The organism is Variovorax sp. FW305-3-2-15-B-LB1 (assembly GCF_058787635.1).
In genome coordinates this window covers 53,354-71,184 of sequence record NZ_JBYSZY010000012.1, presented here as the reverse complement: position 1 = coordinate 71,184, position 17,831 = coordinate 53,354, and the positions used below count along the sequence as shown (strand labels likewise).

The 17,831-nt window shown below is 68.2% G+C and carries 14 protein-coding genes and 1 pseudogene; 9 read left to right on the top strand and 6 right to left on the bottom strand.

From position 1 onward, the window contains the following. Window positions 1-32: 32 nt before the first annotated feature. On the top strand, window positions 33-1,823 hold the full coding sequence (locus tag AC3WQR_RS10255) for a SulP family inorganic anion transporter (protein WP_492741944.1): 1,791 nt from the start codon (window positions 33-35) through the stop codon (window positions 1,821-1,823). Window positions 1,824-1,920: 97 nt separating this feature from the next. Continuing rightward, window positions 1,921-2,895 carry a metallophosphoesterase family protein gene (locus AC3WQR_RS10250; protein ID WP_492694358.1) on the top strand — a complete coding sequence of 325 codons (975 nt, stop codon included), beginning with the start codon at window positions 1,921-1,923 and terminating at the stop codon, window positions 2,893-2,895. Here AC3WQR_RS10250 and AC3WQR_RS10245 read toward each other — a convergent pair. Further along, a complete protein-coding gene (locus AC3WQR_RS10245; protein ID WP_492741943.1) occupies window positions 2,864-3,478 on the bottom strand; it encodes a DUF308 domain-containing protein in 615 nt (204 codons plus the stop codon). The genes AC3WQR_RS10250 and AC3WQR_RS10245 overlap by 32 nt on opposite strands. A gap of 150 nt (window positions 3,479-3,628) precedes the next feature. On the opposite strand from AC3WQR_RS10245, the gene AC3WQR_RS10240 reads away from it, so the two are divergent. After that, window positions 3,629-5,098 (top strand): HD domain-containing phosphohydrolase, encoded by a 1,470-nt coding sequence (locus AC3WQR_RS10240; protein ID WP_492741942.1) that lies wholly within the window; start codon window positions 3,629-3,631, stop codon window positions 5,096-5,098. Window positions 5,099-5,123: 25 nt separating this feature from the next. Here AC3WQR_RS10240 and AC3WQR_RS10235 read toward each other — a convergent pair whose 3' ends face one another. Further along, window positions 5,124-8,669: an indolepyruvate ferredoxin oxidoreductase family protein gene (locus AC3WQR_RS10235; protein ID WP_492741941.1), complete on the bottom strand. Its 3,546-nt coding sequence runs from the start codon at window positions 8,667-8,669 to the stop codon at window positions 5,124-5,126. 263 nt (window positions 8,670-8,932) lie between these two features. On the opposite strand from AC3WQR_RS10235, the gene AC3WQR_RS10230 reads away from it, so the two are divergent. The 3 genes and pseudogenes from AC3WQR_RS10230 to AC3WQR_RS10220 form a co-directional block, all read left to right on the top strand. Beyond that, window positions 8,933-9,820: a LysR family transcriptional regulator gene (locus AC3WQR_RS10230; protein WP_062472076.1), complete on the top strand. Its 888-nt coding sequence runs from the start codon at window positions 8,933-8,935 to the stop codon at window positions 9,818-9,820. A 462-nt stretch (window positions 9,821-10,282) separates the two neighbouring features. After that, window positions 10,283-10,561 carry a hypothetical protein gene (locus AC3WQR_RS10225; protein ID WP_492728995.1) on the top strand — a complete coding sequence of 93 codons (279 nt, stop codon included), beginning with the start codon at window positions 10,283-10,285 and terminating at the stop codon, window positions 10,559-10,561. Window positions 10,562-10,965: 404 nt separating this feature from the next. After that, a pseudogene (locus tag AC3WQR_RS10220) lies at window positions 10,966-11,223 on the top strand (helix-turn-helix domain-containing protein); the annotation flags it as partial. A 227-nt stretch (window positions 11,224-11,450) separates the two neighbouring features. Here the strand turns inward: AC3WQR_RS10220 and AC3WQR_RS10215 are convergent. Continuing rightward, window positions 11,451-11,837 (bottom strand): hypothetical protein, encoded by a 387-nt coding sequence (locus AC3WQR_RS10215; protein WP_492741940.1) that lies wholly within the window; start codon window positions 11,835-11,837, stop codon window positions 11,451-11,453. Between the two features lie 35 nt (window positions 11,838-11,872). Beyond that, the gene (locus AC3WQR_RS10210) at window positions 11,873-12,421 is read right to left on the bottom strand and encodes a hypothetical protein (RefSeq protein ID WP_492741939.1); all 549 of its coding nucleotides are present in this window, start codon (window positions 12,419-12,421) and stop codon (window positions 11,873-11,875) included. Between AC3WQR_RS10210 and AC3WQR_RS10205 the strand changes: the two genes are divergently transcribed. After that, window positions 12,420-12,767: an ATP-binding protein gene (locus AC3WQR_RS10205; RefSeq protein WP_492741938.1), complete on the top strand. Its 348-nt coding sequence runs from the start codon at window positions 12,420-12,422 to the stop codon at window positions 12,765-12,767. The genes AC3WQR_RS10210 and AC3WQR_RS10205 overlap by 2 nt on opposite strands. 129 nt (window positions 12,768-12,896) lie before the next feature. Here AC3WQR_RS10205 and AC3WQR_RS10200 read toward each other — a convergent pair whose 3' ends face one another. Continuing rightward, on the bottom strand, window positions 12,897-13,277 hold the full coding sequence (locus tag AC3WQR_RS10200; protein WP_492741937.1) for a cupin domain-containing protein: 381 nt from the start codon (window positions 13,275-13,277) through the stop codon (window positions 12,897-12,899). A gap of 168 nt (window positions 13,278-13,445) precedes the next feature. Then, window positions 13,446-15,158: a phospholipase D-like domain-containing protein gene (locus tag AC3WQR_RS10195; protein ID WP_492741935.1), complete on the bottom strand. Its 1,713-nt coding sequence runs from the start codon at window positions 15,156-15,158 to the stop codon at window positions 13,446-13,448. A 208-nt stretch (window positions 15,159-15,366) separates the two neighbouring features. Between AC3WQR_RS10195 and AC3WQR_RS10190 the strand changes: the two genes are divergently transcribed. Both AC3WQR_RS10190 and AC3WQR_RS10185 read left to right on the top strand, forming a co-directional pair. Then, a complete protein-coding gene (locus AC3WQR_RS10190) occupies window positions 15,367-16,050 on the top strand; it encodes a response regulator (RefSeq protein ID WP_070061668.1) in 684 nt (227 codons plus the stop codon). 2 nt (window positions 16,051-16,052) lie between these two features. Beyond that, the gene (locus tag AC3WQR_RS10185; RefSeq protein ID WP_492741990.1) at window positions 16,053-17,813 is read left to right on the top strand and encodes a hybrid sensor histidine kinase/response regulator; all 1,761 of its coding nucleotides are present in this window, start codon (window positions 16,053-16,055) and stop codon (window positions 17,811-17,813) included. The last annotated feature ends 18 nt before the right edge of the window (window positions 17,814-17,831 follow it).

The window sequence follows — 17,831 nt, the reverse complement described above, 5'->3', positions numbered from 1 at the left end:
GCACTGTCCGTCCACCCTGTGGCCCGCGGCGCATGAACGACCTGGAACCTCCCCCTCCTCTTTCCGAACCCGGCCGCAGTGCGCCGCGGGCGAAGTCCGCCGATGCGGCCGGATGGCGCCGCTGGCTGCCGGTGCTGCGCACGCTGCGCGGGTACGAGCTGGCCTGGCTGCGGCACGACATCGTGGCCGGGCTGGTGCTGACCACGATGCTGGTGCCCGTCGGCATCGCCTACGCACAGGCGTCGGGCGTCCCCGGCATCCACGGCCTCTACGCGACCATCGTGGCGTTGCTCGCGTACGCCGTGTTCGGCCCCAGCCGAATCCTGGTGCTGGGCCCGGACTCCTCGCTGGCGGCCCTCATCCTGGCCGTCGTCCTTCCGCTGTCGGGCGGCGACCCGCAGCGCGCCATCGCCCTGGCGGGCCTGATGGCGATCGTGTCGGGCGCGGTGTGCATCCTCGCGGGCGTTGCGCGCCTGGGCTTCGTCACCGAGCTTCTTTCCAAGCCGATCCGCTACGGCTACATGAACGGCATCGCGTTGACCGTGCTGATCAGCCAGCTGCCCAGGCTGCTGGGTTTTTCGGTCGAGGGCGACGCACCGCTGGCGACCCTGAAGGCCATCGCCGTGTCGGTGATGGAAGGCAAGACCCACGCGACCACGCTCATGGTCGGCGCGGGCACCCTGGCGGTCATCCTGCTGCTCAAGGGCCGCCGGCGTGTGCCGGGCATCCTGATCGCCGTGGTGGGCGCGACCGTGGCCGTCGGCGTGCTGGGCCTGGCGACGCGCGAGGGGGTGCCGGTGCTCGGTGCCCTCCCGCAAGGCCTGCCGGCATTCGGCATCCCGTGGATCACGGCCGCCGACATCGGCCCCGTGCTGATCGGCGGTTGCGCCGTCGCGCTCGTCTCGTTCGCCGACACCAGCGTGCTCTCCCGTGTCTATGCGGCGCGCACCCGCACCCACGTCGACCCGAACCAGGAGATGGTGGCGCTGGGCGCCGCCAACCTGGCGGCCGGATTTTTCCAGGGCTTTGCCGTCAGCAGCAGTTCGTCGCGCACCCCGGTGGCCGAGGCCGCGGGCGCCAGGACCCAGCTGACCGGCGTCGTCGGCGCGCTGGCCGTTGCCCTGCTGCTGGTGGCGGCGCCGGACCTGCTGAAGAACCTGCCCACCAGCGCACTGGCCGCGGTCGTGATCGCATCGGCCATCGGCCTGATCGAGATTGCCGACCTGCGGCGGATCTACCGCATCCAGCGCTGGGAGTTCTGGCTGTCGATCGCCTGCACGGTCGGCGTGGTCGTGCTGGGCGCTGTCGAGGGCATCGGCCTGGCCATCGTGATCGCGGTCATCGAATTCCTGTGGGATGCCTGGCGCCCCTATTCCGCGGTGCTGGGCCGCGCCGACGGCGTCAAGGGCTACCACGACATCACGCGCTATCCCGACGCGCGCCTCATTCCGGGCCTGGTCCTGTTTCGCTGGGATGCGCCGTTGTTCTTCGCCAATGCCGAGCTGTTCCGCGACCGGGTGGGCGAGGCCATGGCGTCGTCGCCCGCGCCGGTGCGCTGGCTGGTCGTCGCGGCGGAGCCCGTCACCAGCGTGGACGTGACCTCCGCCGACATGCTGGCCGAGCTGGTCGACAGCTTGCGGGACGCCGGCATCCAGTTGTGCTTTGCCGAGATGAAGGACCCCGTCAAGGACAAGCTGAAGCGCTTCGGGCTCTTCGCGCGGCTGGGCGAAGCCGCGTTCTTTCCGACCGTCGGTGCCGCCGTCAGCGGGTACCTCAAGACCCATCCGGTGGAGTGGGTCGACTGGGAAGACGAGGGGCGCTGAGCCCTTGCGGCCCGCGGCATGCGCCTCCCATGGATGGGGGAGGCGACGTTTCGGGGCGGCTCCTAGCATCCGCGCACCCACAACGAGGAGCCTCCCGATGAAGATCGCCTTTACTTCCTGCTTCAGCGCCCAGACCTTCAAAGAACAACCTGTCTGGACCCAGGTGGGCGCGTCTGGCGCCACGCACCTGGTGCTGCTGGGTGACTCGGCCTACTACGACGCGGACGGCTCCAGCATGGGCGCCATCAAGGCCATGGGCGCGAACGACTTCGCGATCCACGCCTTCGGCCGGCTGCGCGACCAGCTGAACCAGAAGGAGTTCGCCAAGCTGGTGCGCAAGACCGACCTGCAGATCCATCCGATCTGGGACGACCACGACTTTCTGTGGAACGGCGCCTGCGGTGCGCAGATCGAGGGACAGCCTTCCTACCGGCACCTGCTGGACCCGACCCGCGCGGCGTTCCAGGAATACCGCAAGGCGCTGGATTCGAACGATCCGAAGACCTTTCCCAAGGCCGGCGATCCCTGGGCCTCCGGCGTTCCCGAACCCGGTTACCGGCCCCTCATGCTGAGCAATGTCGGCGACGCGGATGGCCCGGTGATGCTGCACCTCACCGACGGCCGCAGCTACAAGACCAAGGGCGGAGAGGACGCCGTACTCGGCAAGAAGCAGATGAACAAGCTGAAGAAGGCCATCGAAGACTCGGACGAGAAGACCGTGCACCTGATCGCCAGCGGCCTCACCTTCGAAGCCCGCCACGGCGAGACCTGGATGGATTGCGCGGCCGAGCACGCCGCGATCCTCAAGCTCGCGGAGAAGCGCCGCATCCTCATCCTCAGCGGCGACGTGCACGAGAACCGCTTCGCCGTGCCGTGGCCGGCCGGCCCCTGGAGCCTGTTCGAAGCCACGTCCTCCGGCGCCGCACTGCGCACGGCCGTCACCGTCGGCGCGCTGCAATGCAACTGGGGGCTGGTCGACATCACGAAGGACCAGGTGAACATCGAGCTGTCGCAGCTGAACATGGACACGCGCCGCCGCGTCATCGACCGCAAGAAGTGGAAGATGCTGTAGGCGTGGCGGCGAGCGGGTTCACGGGCCGCTCCTGCGGCTTGCGAAGCAGGATCACGAGGCCGGAGATCAGGAAGTACACGGCGCCCACCGTCGCATAGCCCGCGAGCGTCTGCAGGACCGGGGCATCGGTGCCTTGCCGTGCGACGAAGAGGCCGCCGGCCAGCGCAGACTGCGCGCCGCTCAGCATCATCACCCACTGCCCCCGATGGCTCTTTCGGCGGCGAACGGCCGTCGCCAGCTGCAGCAGGCCCGACACGATGGCCCAGGCGCCGAAGATGGCCAGGCCGATCTGGAGCCCGAGCACCAGCGAGGCCACCACGGCCACGGTGACCAGCGCGCTGATCCAGGTGTTCAGCATCTGGCTGGGGTTGGCCCGGGGGCCGCCCGTCATCCGGGCGTCCACCAGGTTCGCCAGCGCGTCCCACGCCGGATAGACGACCAGCAGGATCGTCGTCAGCACCGGTGACTGCCTGGCGACGCTGAAGGCCAGCGCGACCCACACGAAGGAAAAGGCCGCACGGGTGAAGTAGAGCTTGCGCAGCCAGGCGGCCGGCTGCAGAGGGGGGTGGATGATGTCGGGCATGAAGGGGTGTGGGTAGGAGGAGGGGGCGCGCCTCGCACGAGGCGGGTGCAACGATTCTTCTGCGTTCCCCCGGACCCCGGTATCGGTCGAATGACCGACACGCGCCGAACCGGCGGCTGTGCGATGCTGTGCACTCGCCCCCGCGATCCCATGCCCGAAGACACCACCCTCACCGCTTTCGACGCGGCCCGCGCGCTCGCCTTCATCGGCGACCTGAGCATGGGCCAGCCCATCGACCATTCGCTGCGCACCGCCTGGCTGGCCGGCATGATCGCGACACAGGCCGGCTGCCACGCGGCGCAGGTCGAGGTCGCGCAACACGTGGCGCTGCTGCGCTGGTCGGGTTGCACGGCGAACGCGCAGGAGTTCGCAGATTTCCTGGAAGACGACGTGCTGGGCCGACGAGCCCTTCTGGCCTCCGCGCAACCGCGCCTGCGCCAGCCCCACCAGGCGTCCATTCCCGGGGCCGTCGTGGCGATGGCCCAGATCCACTGCGAGATTGCCGGCGACATCGCGAACATGCTCGGCCTGGGGCCCGAGGCCGAAGCCGCACTGCGCGCCGTCTTCGAGGCCTACGACGGCAGTGGCGTCCCCGGCCTGCTGCAGGGCGAGGGCGTGCCGCTGGCGACCTACGTCGTGGCCCTGGCGAGCGATCTCGAGATCTTCAGCCGCCTCTACGGGCTCGACGAAGCCCTCACGCTCGCGCGGGGGCGCGCCGACAGCCTCTACCCCGGTTTCCTGGTCGACGCCTGCGCACCGCACGCTGCGGCTTGGATGACGCGGCTGGATGCGTTGCCCGCGCCGTGGACCGATGCCGCCGATCCGCCGGTGTCGATGCGCCGGCGTGTCGGGCTGGAACTCGTCGGCGACGTGAGCGACCTCAAGCTGCCGTGGATGACGGGCTACTCGCGGCGCGTGGCCCGGCTGGCGCGCGATTGTGGCGCCCAGCTGGGCATGGGCGAAGCGATGTGCCATCGCATCCACAGGGCCGGCCTGATCCACGGCATCGGGCGGGCCGCGGTGCCCAACGCCATCTGGAATGCGCCCGAGCCGTTGCCGGCCGCGTCGATGGAGCGCCTGCGGCTCGTGCCGTACTGGACGTCCCGCGCAGCGGGGCAGATCGACGGCCTTGCGGCAGAAGCAGAGATCGCCTCGTTCGCCTTCGAGCGGCGCGATGGCTCCGGTTATTTTCGTGGCCGCTCCGGCGCGTCGATGCCGCTCGAAGGGCAGGTCGTCGCGGCGGCCGAGCAGTGGGTGTCGCACCGCACCCGCCGCCCGTGGCGACCCGAACTGACCGACGACCAGGCGCGCGATCGCATGCAGGCGGACGCCGAGGCCGGCCGTTTCGACGCGGAGGTCGTCGGCGCGCTGCTCGCCTGCGCGCTCTCGGGCACGCCTGCGAAGCCCGTGGTGCCCGCGCAGGACGACGCGTCGCTGTCCCAGCGCGAGCTGGACGTCCTGCGTTGCATCAGCCAGGGCGACAACACGAAGCAGGTCGCGCGTGCGCTGGGCATCAGTGCGAGCACGGTGCGCACGCACGTCGAACGCGTGTTTCGCAAGCTCGGTTGCTCGACCCGCGCGGCCGCCACGCTGAAGGCCTCTGCCAGAGGCCTGCTGTAGCGGGCCGCGCCGGCCGCCCCATCGACTAGGCGGCCACCGGCTCCGGTCGAACCGCCCGCGCAGGCGCTGCGCTGTCGAGCTGCCCGCGCAGCATCTCCCACCGCACGCGCGCCGACACGATGCTTTCTTCCTTCACATGCCCGAAGCCGCGGATCTGCTCCGGCAGGCGCGCCAGCGACAGGGCGGTGTCGAAGTCGATGCGCTCGAAGCGCGCGAGCAGGTCTTCGACCATCGCGCGGTAGTCGGCCACGAGCTGGCGCTCCATGCGGCGCTCGGCGGTGCGGCCGAACGGATCGAGCGCCGTGCCGCGCAGGCCACGCAGCTTGGCGAGCACGCGGAAGGCGCCGAGCATCCACGGGCCGAAGCTGGTCTTGACCGCGCGGCCTTCGGCATCGCGCCGGCCCAGCACCGGCGGTGCCAGGTGAAAGCGCAGCACCGGCTTGCCTTCGAACTGCTCGCCGAGCTTCTCCATGAAGCGCGGATCGGCATACAGGCGCGCCACCTCGTACTCGTCCTTGTAGGCCATGAGCTTGAAGAGGCCCGAGGCCACGGCCTTGGCCAGCACCGTGCTGCCGCGCGTGCGCTGTTCGGCGTCGCGCACGCGTTCGACGAGGTCCGCGTAGCTGCGTGCGTAGGCGGCGTTCTGGTACGCCGTGAGGAACGCGGTGTGGTCGGCCACCAGCGCTTCGAAGCTCTGGGGCTTTTGCAGCGACACCACCTGCGCCGGCGCCGCCTGGCGCGTGACGGCCGCGAGGTCGAGCGCCGCCTTGCGGCCCCAGCGGAACGCGGCCTGGTTGGCCTTCACGGCCACGCCGTTGATCTCGATGGCCTTGTCGAGCGCCTGCGCCGACAGCGGCACGAACCCCTTCTGGAACGCAAAGCCCAGCAGGAACAGGTTGGCGGCGATGGCGTCGCCCATGAGGCGCGTGGCCAGTTGCGTGGCGTCGATGAAGTCGGCGCGGCCTTCGACCGATTCCTCGATGAGCGCACGCACCTGCGCGGCCGGGAACTGCCAGTCGGGCTGCTGCGCGAAGTGCCCCGTCGGCTGCTCGAAGGTGTTGACCAGCGCATAGGTGCGGCCCGGCCGCATGCGCGCGATGGCGTCGGGCGCGCCGGCCGTGAGCATGTCGCAGCCCAGGATCAGGTCGGCCTCGCCGGTGGGAATGCGCTGCGCCTTCAGCTGCGCCGCGTCGCGCGCGATGCGCACGTGCGACGTGACCGAGCCGTTCTTCTGCGACATGCCCGTCATGTCGAGCACGCTCACGCCCTTGCCCTCGAGGTGCGCCGCCATGCCGATCAGCGCGCCGATGGTGATCACGCCCGTGCCGCCGATGCCGGTGATGAGGATGTTGTGCATGCCTTCGAGCGCGAGCGGCACCGGCGCGGGCAGGGCGGGCTCTTCGGCGGCCTTCACGGCCACGGGGGCGTGCTTGCGCGGCTTCACGCCCTCGACCGTCACGAAGCTCGGGCAGAAGCCCTTGATGCACGATTCGTCGGCGTTGCACGCGCTCTGGTCCACGCTGCGCTTCAGGCCCAGGTCGGTTGGCTTCGGTAGCAGGGCGGTGCAGTTCGACTGCTCGCCGCAGTCGCCGCAGCCTTCGCACACCACGTCGTTGATGAACACGCGTCGCGCGGCGGGAGGAAACTCGCCCTTCTTGCGGCGGCGGCGCTTCTCGGCCGCGCACACCTGGTCGTAGATCAGCACCGACACGCCCTCGAAGCCGCGCAGCTCGCGCTGCACCGCGTCCATGTCGTCGCGGTGGTGCACGCTCAGCGCAAAGAGGCCGTCGCGGTCGGGCGGCAGCAGGCTGCGGTCGGCCCAGCGGGTCGGGTCTTCGGCCACCAGCGCGATGCGCTTCACGCCTTCGGCCGCCACCTGGTGCGCGATGCGCGGCACGGTGATCGGCCCGTCGACCGGCTGGCCGCCTGTCATCGCGACCGCGTCGTTGTAGAGGATCTTGTAGGTGATGTTCACGCCCGCCGCCACGGCCGCGCGAATGGCCAGCGAGCCCGAGTGGTAGTAGGTGCCGTCGCCCAGGTTCGCGAACACATGCTTGCGCTTGGAGAACCACGCCTGTCCCAGCCACGGCGCGCCTTCGCCGCCCATGTGCGTGGTGGTGCGGTTGTGCTCGGGGTAGATGGCGGTGGCCATCACGTGGCAGCCGATGCCCGCGAGCGCGAGGCTGCCCTCGGGCACCTTGGTCGAGCTGTTGTGCGGGCAGCCCGCGCAGTACCAGGCCGGTCGCGAGGGCGTGGCCACGGCCTTGCCGAGCACCACGTCTTTCGCGTCGAGGATCGCCAGCCGCATGCGGATGCGGTCGCTGGTGTGAAAGCGCGCCACGCGCCCGGCGATGACGCGCGCGATCTGCGCCACCGAGAAGTCGGCCGTGGCCGGCAGCAGCCACTGGCCGCGCGGGTGCGCGCCCCATTCGCCCTGCTCGTCGAACTTGCCGATGACGCGCGGGCGCACGTTCTCGCGCCAGTTGTACAGGTGCTCCTTGAGCTGGTACTCGACGATCTGGCGCTTCTCTTCGACCACCAGGATTTCTTCGAGCCCGTCGGCAAACTCGCGGATCGAATCGGGCTCCAGCGGCCAGGGCATCGACACCTTGAACAGGCGGATGCCGATGCGCGCGGCCTCGTCGGCGTCGATGCCCAGTTCTTCCAGCGCTTCGAGCACGTCGCGGTACGACTTGCCCGAGGCCACGATGCCCAGCCGCGCCTGCGGCGAATCGATGGTCACGCGGTTCAGGCGGTTCTCGCGCGCGTAGGCGATGGCGGCGTAGATCTTGTAGTCCTGCATCAGCGCTTCCTGCTTGCGCGCCTGCACGCCGAGCGTGTCGGTCGACAGCCGCGCATGCACACCTCCGGGCGGGAACACGAAGTCCTTCGGCAGCCGCGTGTGCACGTCAAGCGCGCCGGCGGCAATCGAGCCCGACGACTCCACCGTGTCGGCCAGCGCCTTGAAGCCCACCGGCAGGCCGGCAAAGCGCGACATCGCAAAGCCGTGCAGGCCCAGCTCGATGTATTCCTCCACGCTCTGCGGGTAGAGCATGGGGATCATCGAGGCGGCGAACAGGTGGTCGCTCTGGTTGGGCAGGGTGGACGACGACGCGCCGTGGTCGTCGCCCGCCACCAGCAGGATGCCGCCCTTGGGCGAGGTGCCCGCGTGGCTCATGTGCTTGAACACGTCGCCGCAGCGGTCCACGCCGGGCGCCTTGCCGTACCACATGGCGAACACGCCATCGACCGCGCTCTCGCCGGTCAGGTGCACCTGCTGCGTGCCCCACACGGCGGTGGCGGCCAGCTCCTCGTTCACGCCGGGCAAGAATTTGACGGCATTGGCTTCGAGTTGGGGCTGGGCTTTCCACAGCGCTTCGTCCAGGCCGCCGAGCGGCGAGCCGCGGTAGCCCGAGACGAAGCCCGCGGTGTTCAGGCCGGCCTGCTGGTCGCGCCATTTCTGCACGAGCATGAGGCGCACCAGCGCCTGGATGCCGCTCAGGTAGATCCGGCCTTCGGTGGCCGTGTATTTGTCGTCCAGCGCAACGCTGGCGAGTTCGTGGGTTGCCATGAGAGAAAAGACTCCGGGTAGGACTCGTGGAATGCGGGCGTGGCCCCGGTAGAGGGCCGGCCCGCGAAACGCCTCGCCGGGGTTGCCGCCGAGACAGCGACGATTCTTTCGCACCCCGGCCCGAAAGTGCTTCTTCGTTTCGACGGGGAAACCCGCATTCCGGAAGAACCATCGCCGCCGCCGTCGATTCGCCGAAAGGCCTTCGGCCATGCGTTCGCAACCGCGCAGGCCCGACAATGTCCGCCCGATCGACCGAGGACCCGATGAGACCCGACCTGGATTCGCTGGCGCTGTTCCTGCGCGCCATTGAGCACGGCAGCCTGTCCAAGGCGGCCGCCGAGAGCCACATGGTGCTGTCGGCCGCGAGCCGGCGCCTGGCCATCCTCGAGAGCCAACTCGGCGTGGGGCTGCTCAACCGCACCTCGAAGGGCGTCACGCCCACGGGCGCGGGCGAGTCGCTGGCCATGCATGCGCGCCAGATCCTGCGCGACGTGGACCGCATGCGCGCCGACCTGTCGGACTACGCGCAGGGCGCCACCGGCCGCGTGCGGCTGCATGCCAACGCGTCGGCGATGGGCCAGTTCCTGCCCGACGACGTGGCGAGCTTTCGGCTGCGCTACCCCGAGATCCGCGTGAGCGTGGAAGAGCACCGCAGCGTGTACATCGTGCAGGCGATTCGCGACCGCCAGGCCGACGTGGGCGTGATCACCAGCGAGGCGGTCGACCCGGCGCTGCACTTCATTCCGTACCGCACCGACCGGCTCGTGGCCATCGTGCGCCAGAAGCATCCGTGGCGCGGGCGCGAGGTGTCGTTCGAAGAACTGCTCGACTTCGATTTCGTGGGGCTCGAAGACGACTCGGCCATCTCCCGCACCATGGAAGACGCCGCGATGAGCGCGCGCAAGGTGCTGCGCCTGCGTGTGCGCGTGAAGAGCTTCGAGGCCGTGTGCCGGATGATCGAAGCGGGGATGGGCGTGGGCATCCTGCCCGAGGGGGCGGCGGTGACCTACCGCAAGGAGATGAAGCTGCGCTTCATCAACCTCACCGATGCGTGGGCGTCACGCCGGATGTACCTGTGCACGCGGCAGGAGGCGCTGAGCTTTCCGCAGCGTCGGTTGGTCGATCATCTGTTGGCGCGCGGGATGCCCTGAGCGTCATTCGGGGCGACGCTCCCGCCGATGGGGCACCTTGCTCCGCGAATGTCCCCCGGCCTTCGGCCTCCTCCTTGATTTCGCTGCGCAAGGCACCCCATCGACGTGAGCGTGTTCAGCGCTGCTGCCGATTGGCACGGCGCTCGTAAGGCCCGCGTGCGGCGCATTGCGGAAGCTGCATTTATTGGCGCTCGTCGGGACTTCGTGCCGCACGAAAGCGCCACTGCGCTGCGCTCTTCTCTAAAGTAGCTGCCCCTGTCACTCAAAACCCCAACAAGGGGACTCGGAAGGCGCTACATACACAGCCGTTGAAATGTTGAAAGGCTGCTTGCCTCGCGGCAGGTTGTCGGTGCGAAAGCAGCGATGCAAATGCGAGGTATCAAAAGGCGACGGCCGGGGTGTTACGAGCACCCCGACCGTCTAACCAAAGACGTGCAATCACCTTGGAAGGAACGCACAAAAATGGCTACCAAGACTATAGCCCGGCCTCGCACGCCGGTACCTCCCGCCGGAATCACTCACGAAGACCCGGCGAACCTCCTCGAAAACACACTCGCCCAACTCGAAGCCCTGCTGTGGGTCTGCCACGGGGAAGACATCGACTGGTGCAGCGGCGAAGGCCCCCGGCAACTGGACAACCTGCTTTGGCTTGCGGCGGAATTGGCGCGCAAGGCGGGGGAGTTGTTTCAGGCGAGTGAGAGGGCGCGGTGCGGAGCGCTTGAAGATGGCCATCGACGCTGACTTCAACACCGTCGAGATTCCCAGCGAGTCGGGCGTCATCAAGTTCGGCTAGACGCGTGTCGCTCCACTCGCCAGCCAGCATCCGCTTGCGTTTTCAACGTTGAATGCGGCATGCAGTCGCAGCCGTTCATGGACGCACTGGCAGCAGAACTCTGCGTGGAAATGCCAGATCGGCCGGCTTCAAACCCAGTACTTTGTCATTACTAAAAACCATGGCCGATTCCTAATTCTGTTGTAAGTCAGGTTCTGGTCAGCTATCTTCAGCGCCTTGCCAACGAAGAAGAAAGCGCTGCAGAGTGTTGATTGCCGCCGAAAACTGACCCAGCTAACGCAGTAATTTCCGTCTAAGACTGACCCACGTAAAACCCTACCCTGCTCATTTTTAAAGCAGGGGGATCCTAGGAGTGATAGACGTGGCGACATTGAGTGTCATCAGACGCTGGGCCCTGCGCGAGCAGATGTCCATTCGCGAGATAGCCAGGCGTACAGGCCTGTCTCGCAACACCGTAAAGAAGTACCTGCGAGCCGGCGATGAAGAGCCGCGCTACGCCAAGCGGACGAGCTCAAGCAAGCTCGATCCCTATGCCGAGAAGCTCGCGACCTGGCTCGCGATCGAGGCAACCAAATCGCGCAAACAGCGGCGCAATCTGCGGCAGATCCACACACAAAAAGGAGAACACCAAGCACTTATCCACACCGTGAAGCCTTCAGGCTCACAAAGCGGGTGGGTCAGTATTCAATGGAAATCTCGGGTCAGAGATCGATGGAATCCAACATGTAGCCGGTCGCGCTACCGTCTTGAGCGGGCCCCAAACGGTAGTTCGCTCGTTCTGGAAAGCGGTCACTCAGCGGCTACTGGCGAGACCGCGCCCCTCGTTGCTCAGGAGTGTTAGCGCTCGTCAGCCGCCTCCGCGATTTCTTGTGCGGCCTTCCAGTTCGACTCTGCCTGTAGCCAAGTAACGAAGGACATTGGCAGTCCCAACCCACCGAGAGCGGCCGAGACCACTTCGTTGACATCTAGGCCAACGAGAGCTGAGGCGTCAACATGGACAGTCGTACCAGACTGCGGCGACGATAAAAACTCATCAAGAAAGACCATCATTCCATTAGGAAGGTGGCAGCCAAAACCACGCGCCTCCCCCATGCCTAGCTCTTGCCAGCTCTCAACCGGTAGTTCCAATTGAGCGGAGATCTGCGCAATTGGCAGGCTGAGAGCGCAGATCGGAAACTGCATCCGCAAGGTTTCGCTTTCCAACAAGGGGCGAAGAGGGCTCATCAGTTTGAAAGTCAGGTCGTGGCCGAGTGCCGCCGCTACTGCTGAACTCGCGCCGGCGCCAAATCGTACTCGGACGGGGAGGATGCGTTGTGGGTAAGGCGTCCTCCTCGCTGAAAATGCTCCATCGCCTTGGGGCCAACCCAGTACGCGTTGACGCGCTTGAACAGCTTCCCGATGGCATTTGTGAAAGCGGATTGAAGCCTTACGGCCTGCGGTACACCGGATGCCGTCGCGACGCGGCCAGAGATGAGCGTCAAGTTTGCGTCGAAGCCGCCGTGAATCAGGGTGACGCTGATCGGATTGAACAACTGATCTATCGCAAAGCGCGTCGGGCCGAAAGCAGTCGGAACCGGTCGAACTTGCACCGCAACGTCGACCGGAGTGACCAGGTAAGTCGCGCAGTTCACCGAGGAGCCTGACGCCGGCAAGTTCAGGCTAGGGAGTGCCTGGCCGGTATGTACTGTCGACAAGTCGGGCGTGTCAAAGATACCGGCGAGGGTGTAGGAGACAGCGGTCTTGCCTTCGACTGCTTCAAACACCGGAAACAGGTCGTCGGGCAACGCGAAGAAGTGTCGCTGTGTCATGTCCGTCGATCGGTTTTGGCAAATTGGAAGGCAGGCGCGAACGTCCGTTGTTGGCAGACTGGCGCCGGCGGCATGCTACCTTCCGGACCGATACGGCTCGTTGGAATCACAGATGGACGTACATCAGCCTCGCCGCCCGCACCGACCCGGTTGGCTGCCTGTTGTCGACGCCGCGCGTTGCACGGGCTGCGGCTGGTGCGTCGCTGCGTGCGACCTTCACCTTCTCAGTCTCGAAGTCGAGCAATGGAAGAAGTTGTCGACGCTTCAAGACGCGGATTGGTGCACGGGCTGCAGCGATTGCGCAGTGACTTGCCCTTTTCATGCGATCACCATGCGAAAGGGCTGAAACGCCCTCGGCGTCCGGCTCGCCGCCCAGGCAATCCGCAGGCCCGGGCGCGTGAGCCGGGCGGTCGCGGGTGTCACGCCCCGTTCGACCATCCCGAAGAAGTCTCTTCCCGAGGCCTCTCACCCCGGCTCAGCTTTGGGGCTTTGCGAATTCCTCTGCGCTCATCATCTCCAGGCCGACGAACGGTGCGTTGCCTTCGACCCAAGCGTCGTGGCCCGGCGGAATCGTGTACGACATGCCTTCCTCGATGACGGTCTGCGAGCCGTCATTCATTTGCACGGTGACCCGGCCGGAGACCGCGTACCCGACGTGAGCCACCTGGCAACTGTCCGTGCCCACGACCGGCTTGATGCACTTCGACCAGCGCCACCCGGGCTCGAACTTGAAGCGTCCGAGCGTGTAGCCCTCGAGGCGGACCACTTCGACCCGGGTCTTCTCGGGCTCCCGAACCTCATCCGGTTCGTCATGGGATTTCGTCTGAAGCTTGTTGACGTTCATCGGACTTGCCATCGCGACTCTCCTTGCGACACGAGTGAGCAAACAGTCCGCGGCAGTCTCGTGCCGAACCGCACGTGAACGATGGAATGGTAGTCCTGGGACACGCTTGCGATGATCTATTTCTTGCACGCAAGTGCCGCTCTTTCGATGAGTGTCATGTGGCAGTTTGCGTAAGCCGGGTTACAGAAAATCTTCGTCCACCACCAGCGACAGCACGGACCAGCGCAGTCGTTGGGCCCAGTTCGATTCGGGCTCCCGGTGAAGCACCCAGCGACGTCCGTCGCGCAGGAAGCTCCATTGCAGGCCACCTCTCAGAGGTACCTCGCTCACGGTGAAGCTCGCGGGCATGCGCACGCGCTGGATCAGGTCGGCCAGCTCGCTGGCCAGCGCGGGGCTGTCGACGATCAGGCCCAGTTCGGTGTTGCAGTGCGCAGAGCGCCGGTCCATGTTCATCGACCCCACGTAGAACCAGCGCCGGTCGACCACCGCCAGCTTGGCGTGCAGGCGCCCGAGCGAGCCGCGGCCGCTTTCGGTGTCGCTCCAGGCGGGATGCGCTTCGCTGGCCGGCATCAGCTCATACAGGATGGCGCCCATCTGCAAGAGGGCGCTGCGGTAGCGCGCGTAGCCATAGTGCACCAGCGGTTCGTCGGTGGTGGCGAGCGAATTGGTCATCACCGACACGCGCGCGCCCTCGCGGCTCGCATGGCTCAGGGCCTCGATCATGCGGGGCATGGGCACGAAGTAGGGCGAGACGACGAGCACCTCGGAGCGCGCGGTCCGGAACAGGTCGAGGTTCGCAGCCATGACCGCGCCCTCGCGGCTTTGTGGCTCAGCGATATCGTCGACGTTGCCGCCGGCATCATCAGCGAAGCGGCCTGGCACCGCCGCGTCCGCAACCACGCGCACCTGCGCAGGCACCAGCGCGACGCGTCCCTGCGCCAGCTGCGCGCCGACCGGGCCGCGTCCCAGCGCATCGGGTTCGTCGGCAGGCGGCATGAAGCGCGCGAGGTCGCGCACCAGCGCGGCGAAGCGTTCGCGCGCAGGAGCCGGTGCCGGGGAGCCGCTGGCCGCAATGGCTTCGAAGGGGTACGACAGCGGTCCGTTCCAGAAGGCGTCGAAGCTCGCCGACAGCGCGTGCACCGCCGGCCCGGCCAGCAGCGCGTCCATGTCGATGAAGTTCGCCGGCTTGCTGCGCCCGAAGTACTCGTCGGCGATGTTGCGTCCGCCGGTGATGGCGAAGCTGTTGTCGGCAATGAAAAGCTTGTTGTGCATGCGCCGGTTCACGCGGCCGATCTCGTGCAGCGACAGAAGCACGCGCGTGCGCAGGCCGCCGCTGCGCACCGGCAGCGGGTTGAAGACGCGCACCTCCACGTTGGCGTGCGCAGCCAGCCCGGCCAGCATCTCGTCGTCTCCGCCCGTGTACAGGTCGTCGACCAGCAGGCGCACGCGCACGCCGCGCTGCGCCGCGTCGCGCAGCTCGCGCAGGAACTGCCGCCCCGCGCTGTCTGGGGCCACCACGTAGTACTGCACGTCGACGGTGTGCCGTGCGGCCTGCGCGAGTGCGATGCGTGCGTCGAAGGCCTGATCGCCGCCCGGTAGCAGGCGCACGCCGGATACATCGGGCACTGCGGACATCGCGCTGTCCGCGGCCGGCAAGGACGCGGCGGCGATGCGCGCCAGGGGGCTGTCCCCGAGGTCGGTGCGCGCGTGCGACGCGACACGGGGTACCTCGTTGGGCAATGCAGCGCAGCCAGCGAGCAGCGAGACGGCGAGCATGGCTGCGGCGCACAGCCAGCGGGCGAGCGCCGCATGCTGCAGCGCCAGGATGCACAAGCGGCACGCAAGGGGTTCCCATGCGGCACGCAGCGCGGCAAGAGAGTTTTGGGTGTTCATGGCGGTCCTCGGTGCATCGGATGTGAAGTGGCGATCGATGCAGCCAGTTTTCCGCGCGGCGCCCGCCGCAACCATTGCGCGCAGCGCCTAGTCCCCGGCGTGGCCATCCGACTAGGCCTTTGGTGTAGGTGCGCACGCTCGCTTCTTGGGGGGCTTTGCGCTAATCTGCATTCAGGACGGGGAGGGTCACCGTAGACGAGAGGCCTGTATGAAGGTTCTGCTGGTCGATGACCACGAGATCGTCTGGAACGGCACGCGCCTCCTGCTGGAGCGCATGGCCGCCGAGATCGAACCCGGCCGTCCCTTCCATTTCGACGCCGTGCGCGACGCCGAACAGGCCTGCCAGCGCGACCCCGCCGGCATCGACCTGCTGCTGCTCGACTACCACCTGCCCCAACTGTCCGGGCTGGCGGCGCTCAAGGCCGTGAAGGCGCATTTCGAGGCCACGCCCGTGTGCATGCAGTCGGCGGAAAGCTCGCCGCAGCGCGTGCGCGAGGTCATCGAGGCCGGCGCGGCCGGCTTCATTCCCAAGTCGTACCGGCTCGAGGACATGGAGGCCGCCCTGCGCGTGGTGCTGCGCCACAAGATCTACCTGCCGGCCGAGTTCGTGCTGGCCGACGACGTGACCCGCGCGCGCGACCCCGACGAGCTGCCGCGCGAAGACCTCGCCGGCTTCCTGCGCGTCGAGCTGTCGCCGCGCCAGCGCGAGGTGCTGGCGCTGGCGATGCGGGGCATGCCGGTCAAGCTGATCGCGCGCCAGCTGCTGATTGCCGAGGGCACCGTGAAGGTGCACCTGTCGATGGTCTACCGGGCGCTCGGCGCGCGCAACCGCACCGATGCCATGTGCCGCGTCTTCGACGCGCAGGCGGCATGGGCGCTCGAGGCTGCGTGAGCATGCCGGCCGCGCTGGACGAACTGGACGAGCGGCGCCTGCAGGTGGTCGCCGAGCAGGCCGTGGGCTTGCGCTGGCAGATCCTGCTCACCGCCGTCGTCGTCGCGGCCATCGTCTGGCGCGACGTGCCGGCGCCCTGGGTGCTCGGCTGGTTCGCGGCGGTGATCGCCAGCCGCGAGTGGCGCGCCGCCGCGCTCGCGCGCATGGCCGCCGACCGCGCCCGTCCGATCGCCGCGCGGCTGCGCGCCACCGTGCACTGGAACGTGCTGATCGGCGCCTGCAACGGCTCCGCGGCGCTGTTCATGGCCCGGCTCGACCCGACGCTGGACGCGGTCCTCACGATGATCCTGGTGTCCTGGGGCGCGGGCGCCGTGTCGACCAGCGCGACCGTGATGCCCGCCTTCCTGGCCTACGCAGGGCTGCTCTTCGTGCCCACGGCCGCCATGTGGCTGGTGGCCGGCGGCTGGCTCGGCGGGGGCGTGGCCGCGCTGGTGCTGATGTTCTTCGGCGTGCAGACGCGCTTTGCCCGGCGCAACCTGCAGACCTTCGAGGAGTCGTTCGGCATCCGCGCCGAGAACCAGGCGCTGGCCACCTCGCTGGAGTTCGAGCGCGCGCAGCTGGCCATCGCGCGCGACCAGGCGGTGCGCGCCAACAACGACAAGAGCCGCTTCCTGGCCGGCGCCAGCCACGACCTGCGCCAACCCTTGCAGGCGATGGCGCTCAACGTGGGGGCGCTGCGCCACGTGGCGATGGCGTCCGATGCGCGCGCGATCGTCGAGGTGGTCGACAGCAGCCTGGAGCAGCTGCGCGCCATGCTCGATGCGTTGCTCGACGTCTCGAAACTCGATGCCGGCGTGGTGGTGGCCCAGCCCCAGCGCGTGCAGATCGACCGGCTGCTGACCGCCGTGATGGCCAGCTTCGGCGCCGCGGCGGCGGCGCGCCGGGTCGCGCTGCACACCGACTGCCCGCCCGGCCTGGCGGTGCGCACCGACCCCGACCTGCTGCGCCGCATGCTGGCCAACCTCGTGGACAACGCGATCAAGTTCTCGCCCGCGGGCGGGCAGGTCGAGGTGCGGGTCCGTACGCAGGACGCATCGGACGCCGGGGTCGAGCTGACCGTGCAGGACAGCGGCCCTGGCATCGCACCCGAGAACCACCGGCTCGTGTTCGAGGACCTGGTGCAACTCCAGGCGTCGGGCTCCGGCACCACGCCTGCCGCGGGACATGGCCTGGGCCTGGGCATCGTGCGGCGCATGGCCGAGCTGCTGGGCGTGCCGGTCGAGCTCGAGTCCCGCCTCGGCGCGGGCGCCTGCTTCCGCCTGCGGCTGCCGCGCGCCGCGCCCGTCGGCGCCGACGGCTGCGAGGGTGACGGCACCGGTGCACCGTGGAGCCTGGCCGGGCGCTGCGTGCTGGTGCTGGAGGACGACCCGATGGTGCGCGGCGCCTACCTCAACGCGCTGGGCGCGATGGGCTGCCGCGTGCTGTCCGCCGCCACGCTCGACGAGGCGCTGGCGCAGGTCGACGCGCCCGACGCGGTGGTGCTCGACTGCCGGCTCGGCGGCGGCGTCTCGGGCTTCGATGCCGCCGGGCGCCTGCGCGCGCAGCGCTCCGCACAGCCTGCGCTGCCCATCGTCATGGTCACGGCCGACACCGACCCGGCGGTGGTCGAGGCGGCGCGGCGGCAGGCGCTGCCGCTGCTGCGCAAACCTGTCGACGACCAGACGCTCGGCCGCGCGCTGGCCGCGGCCATCGAGCATCCCTGAATCCGCGATCCATTCCGC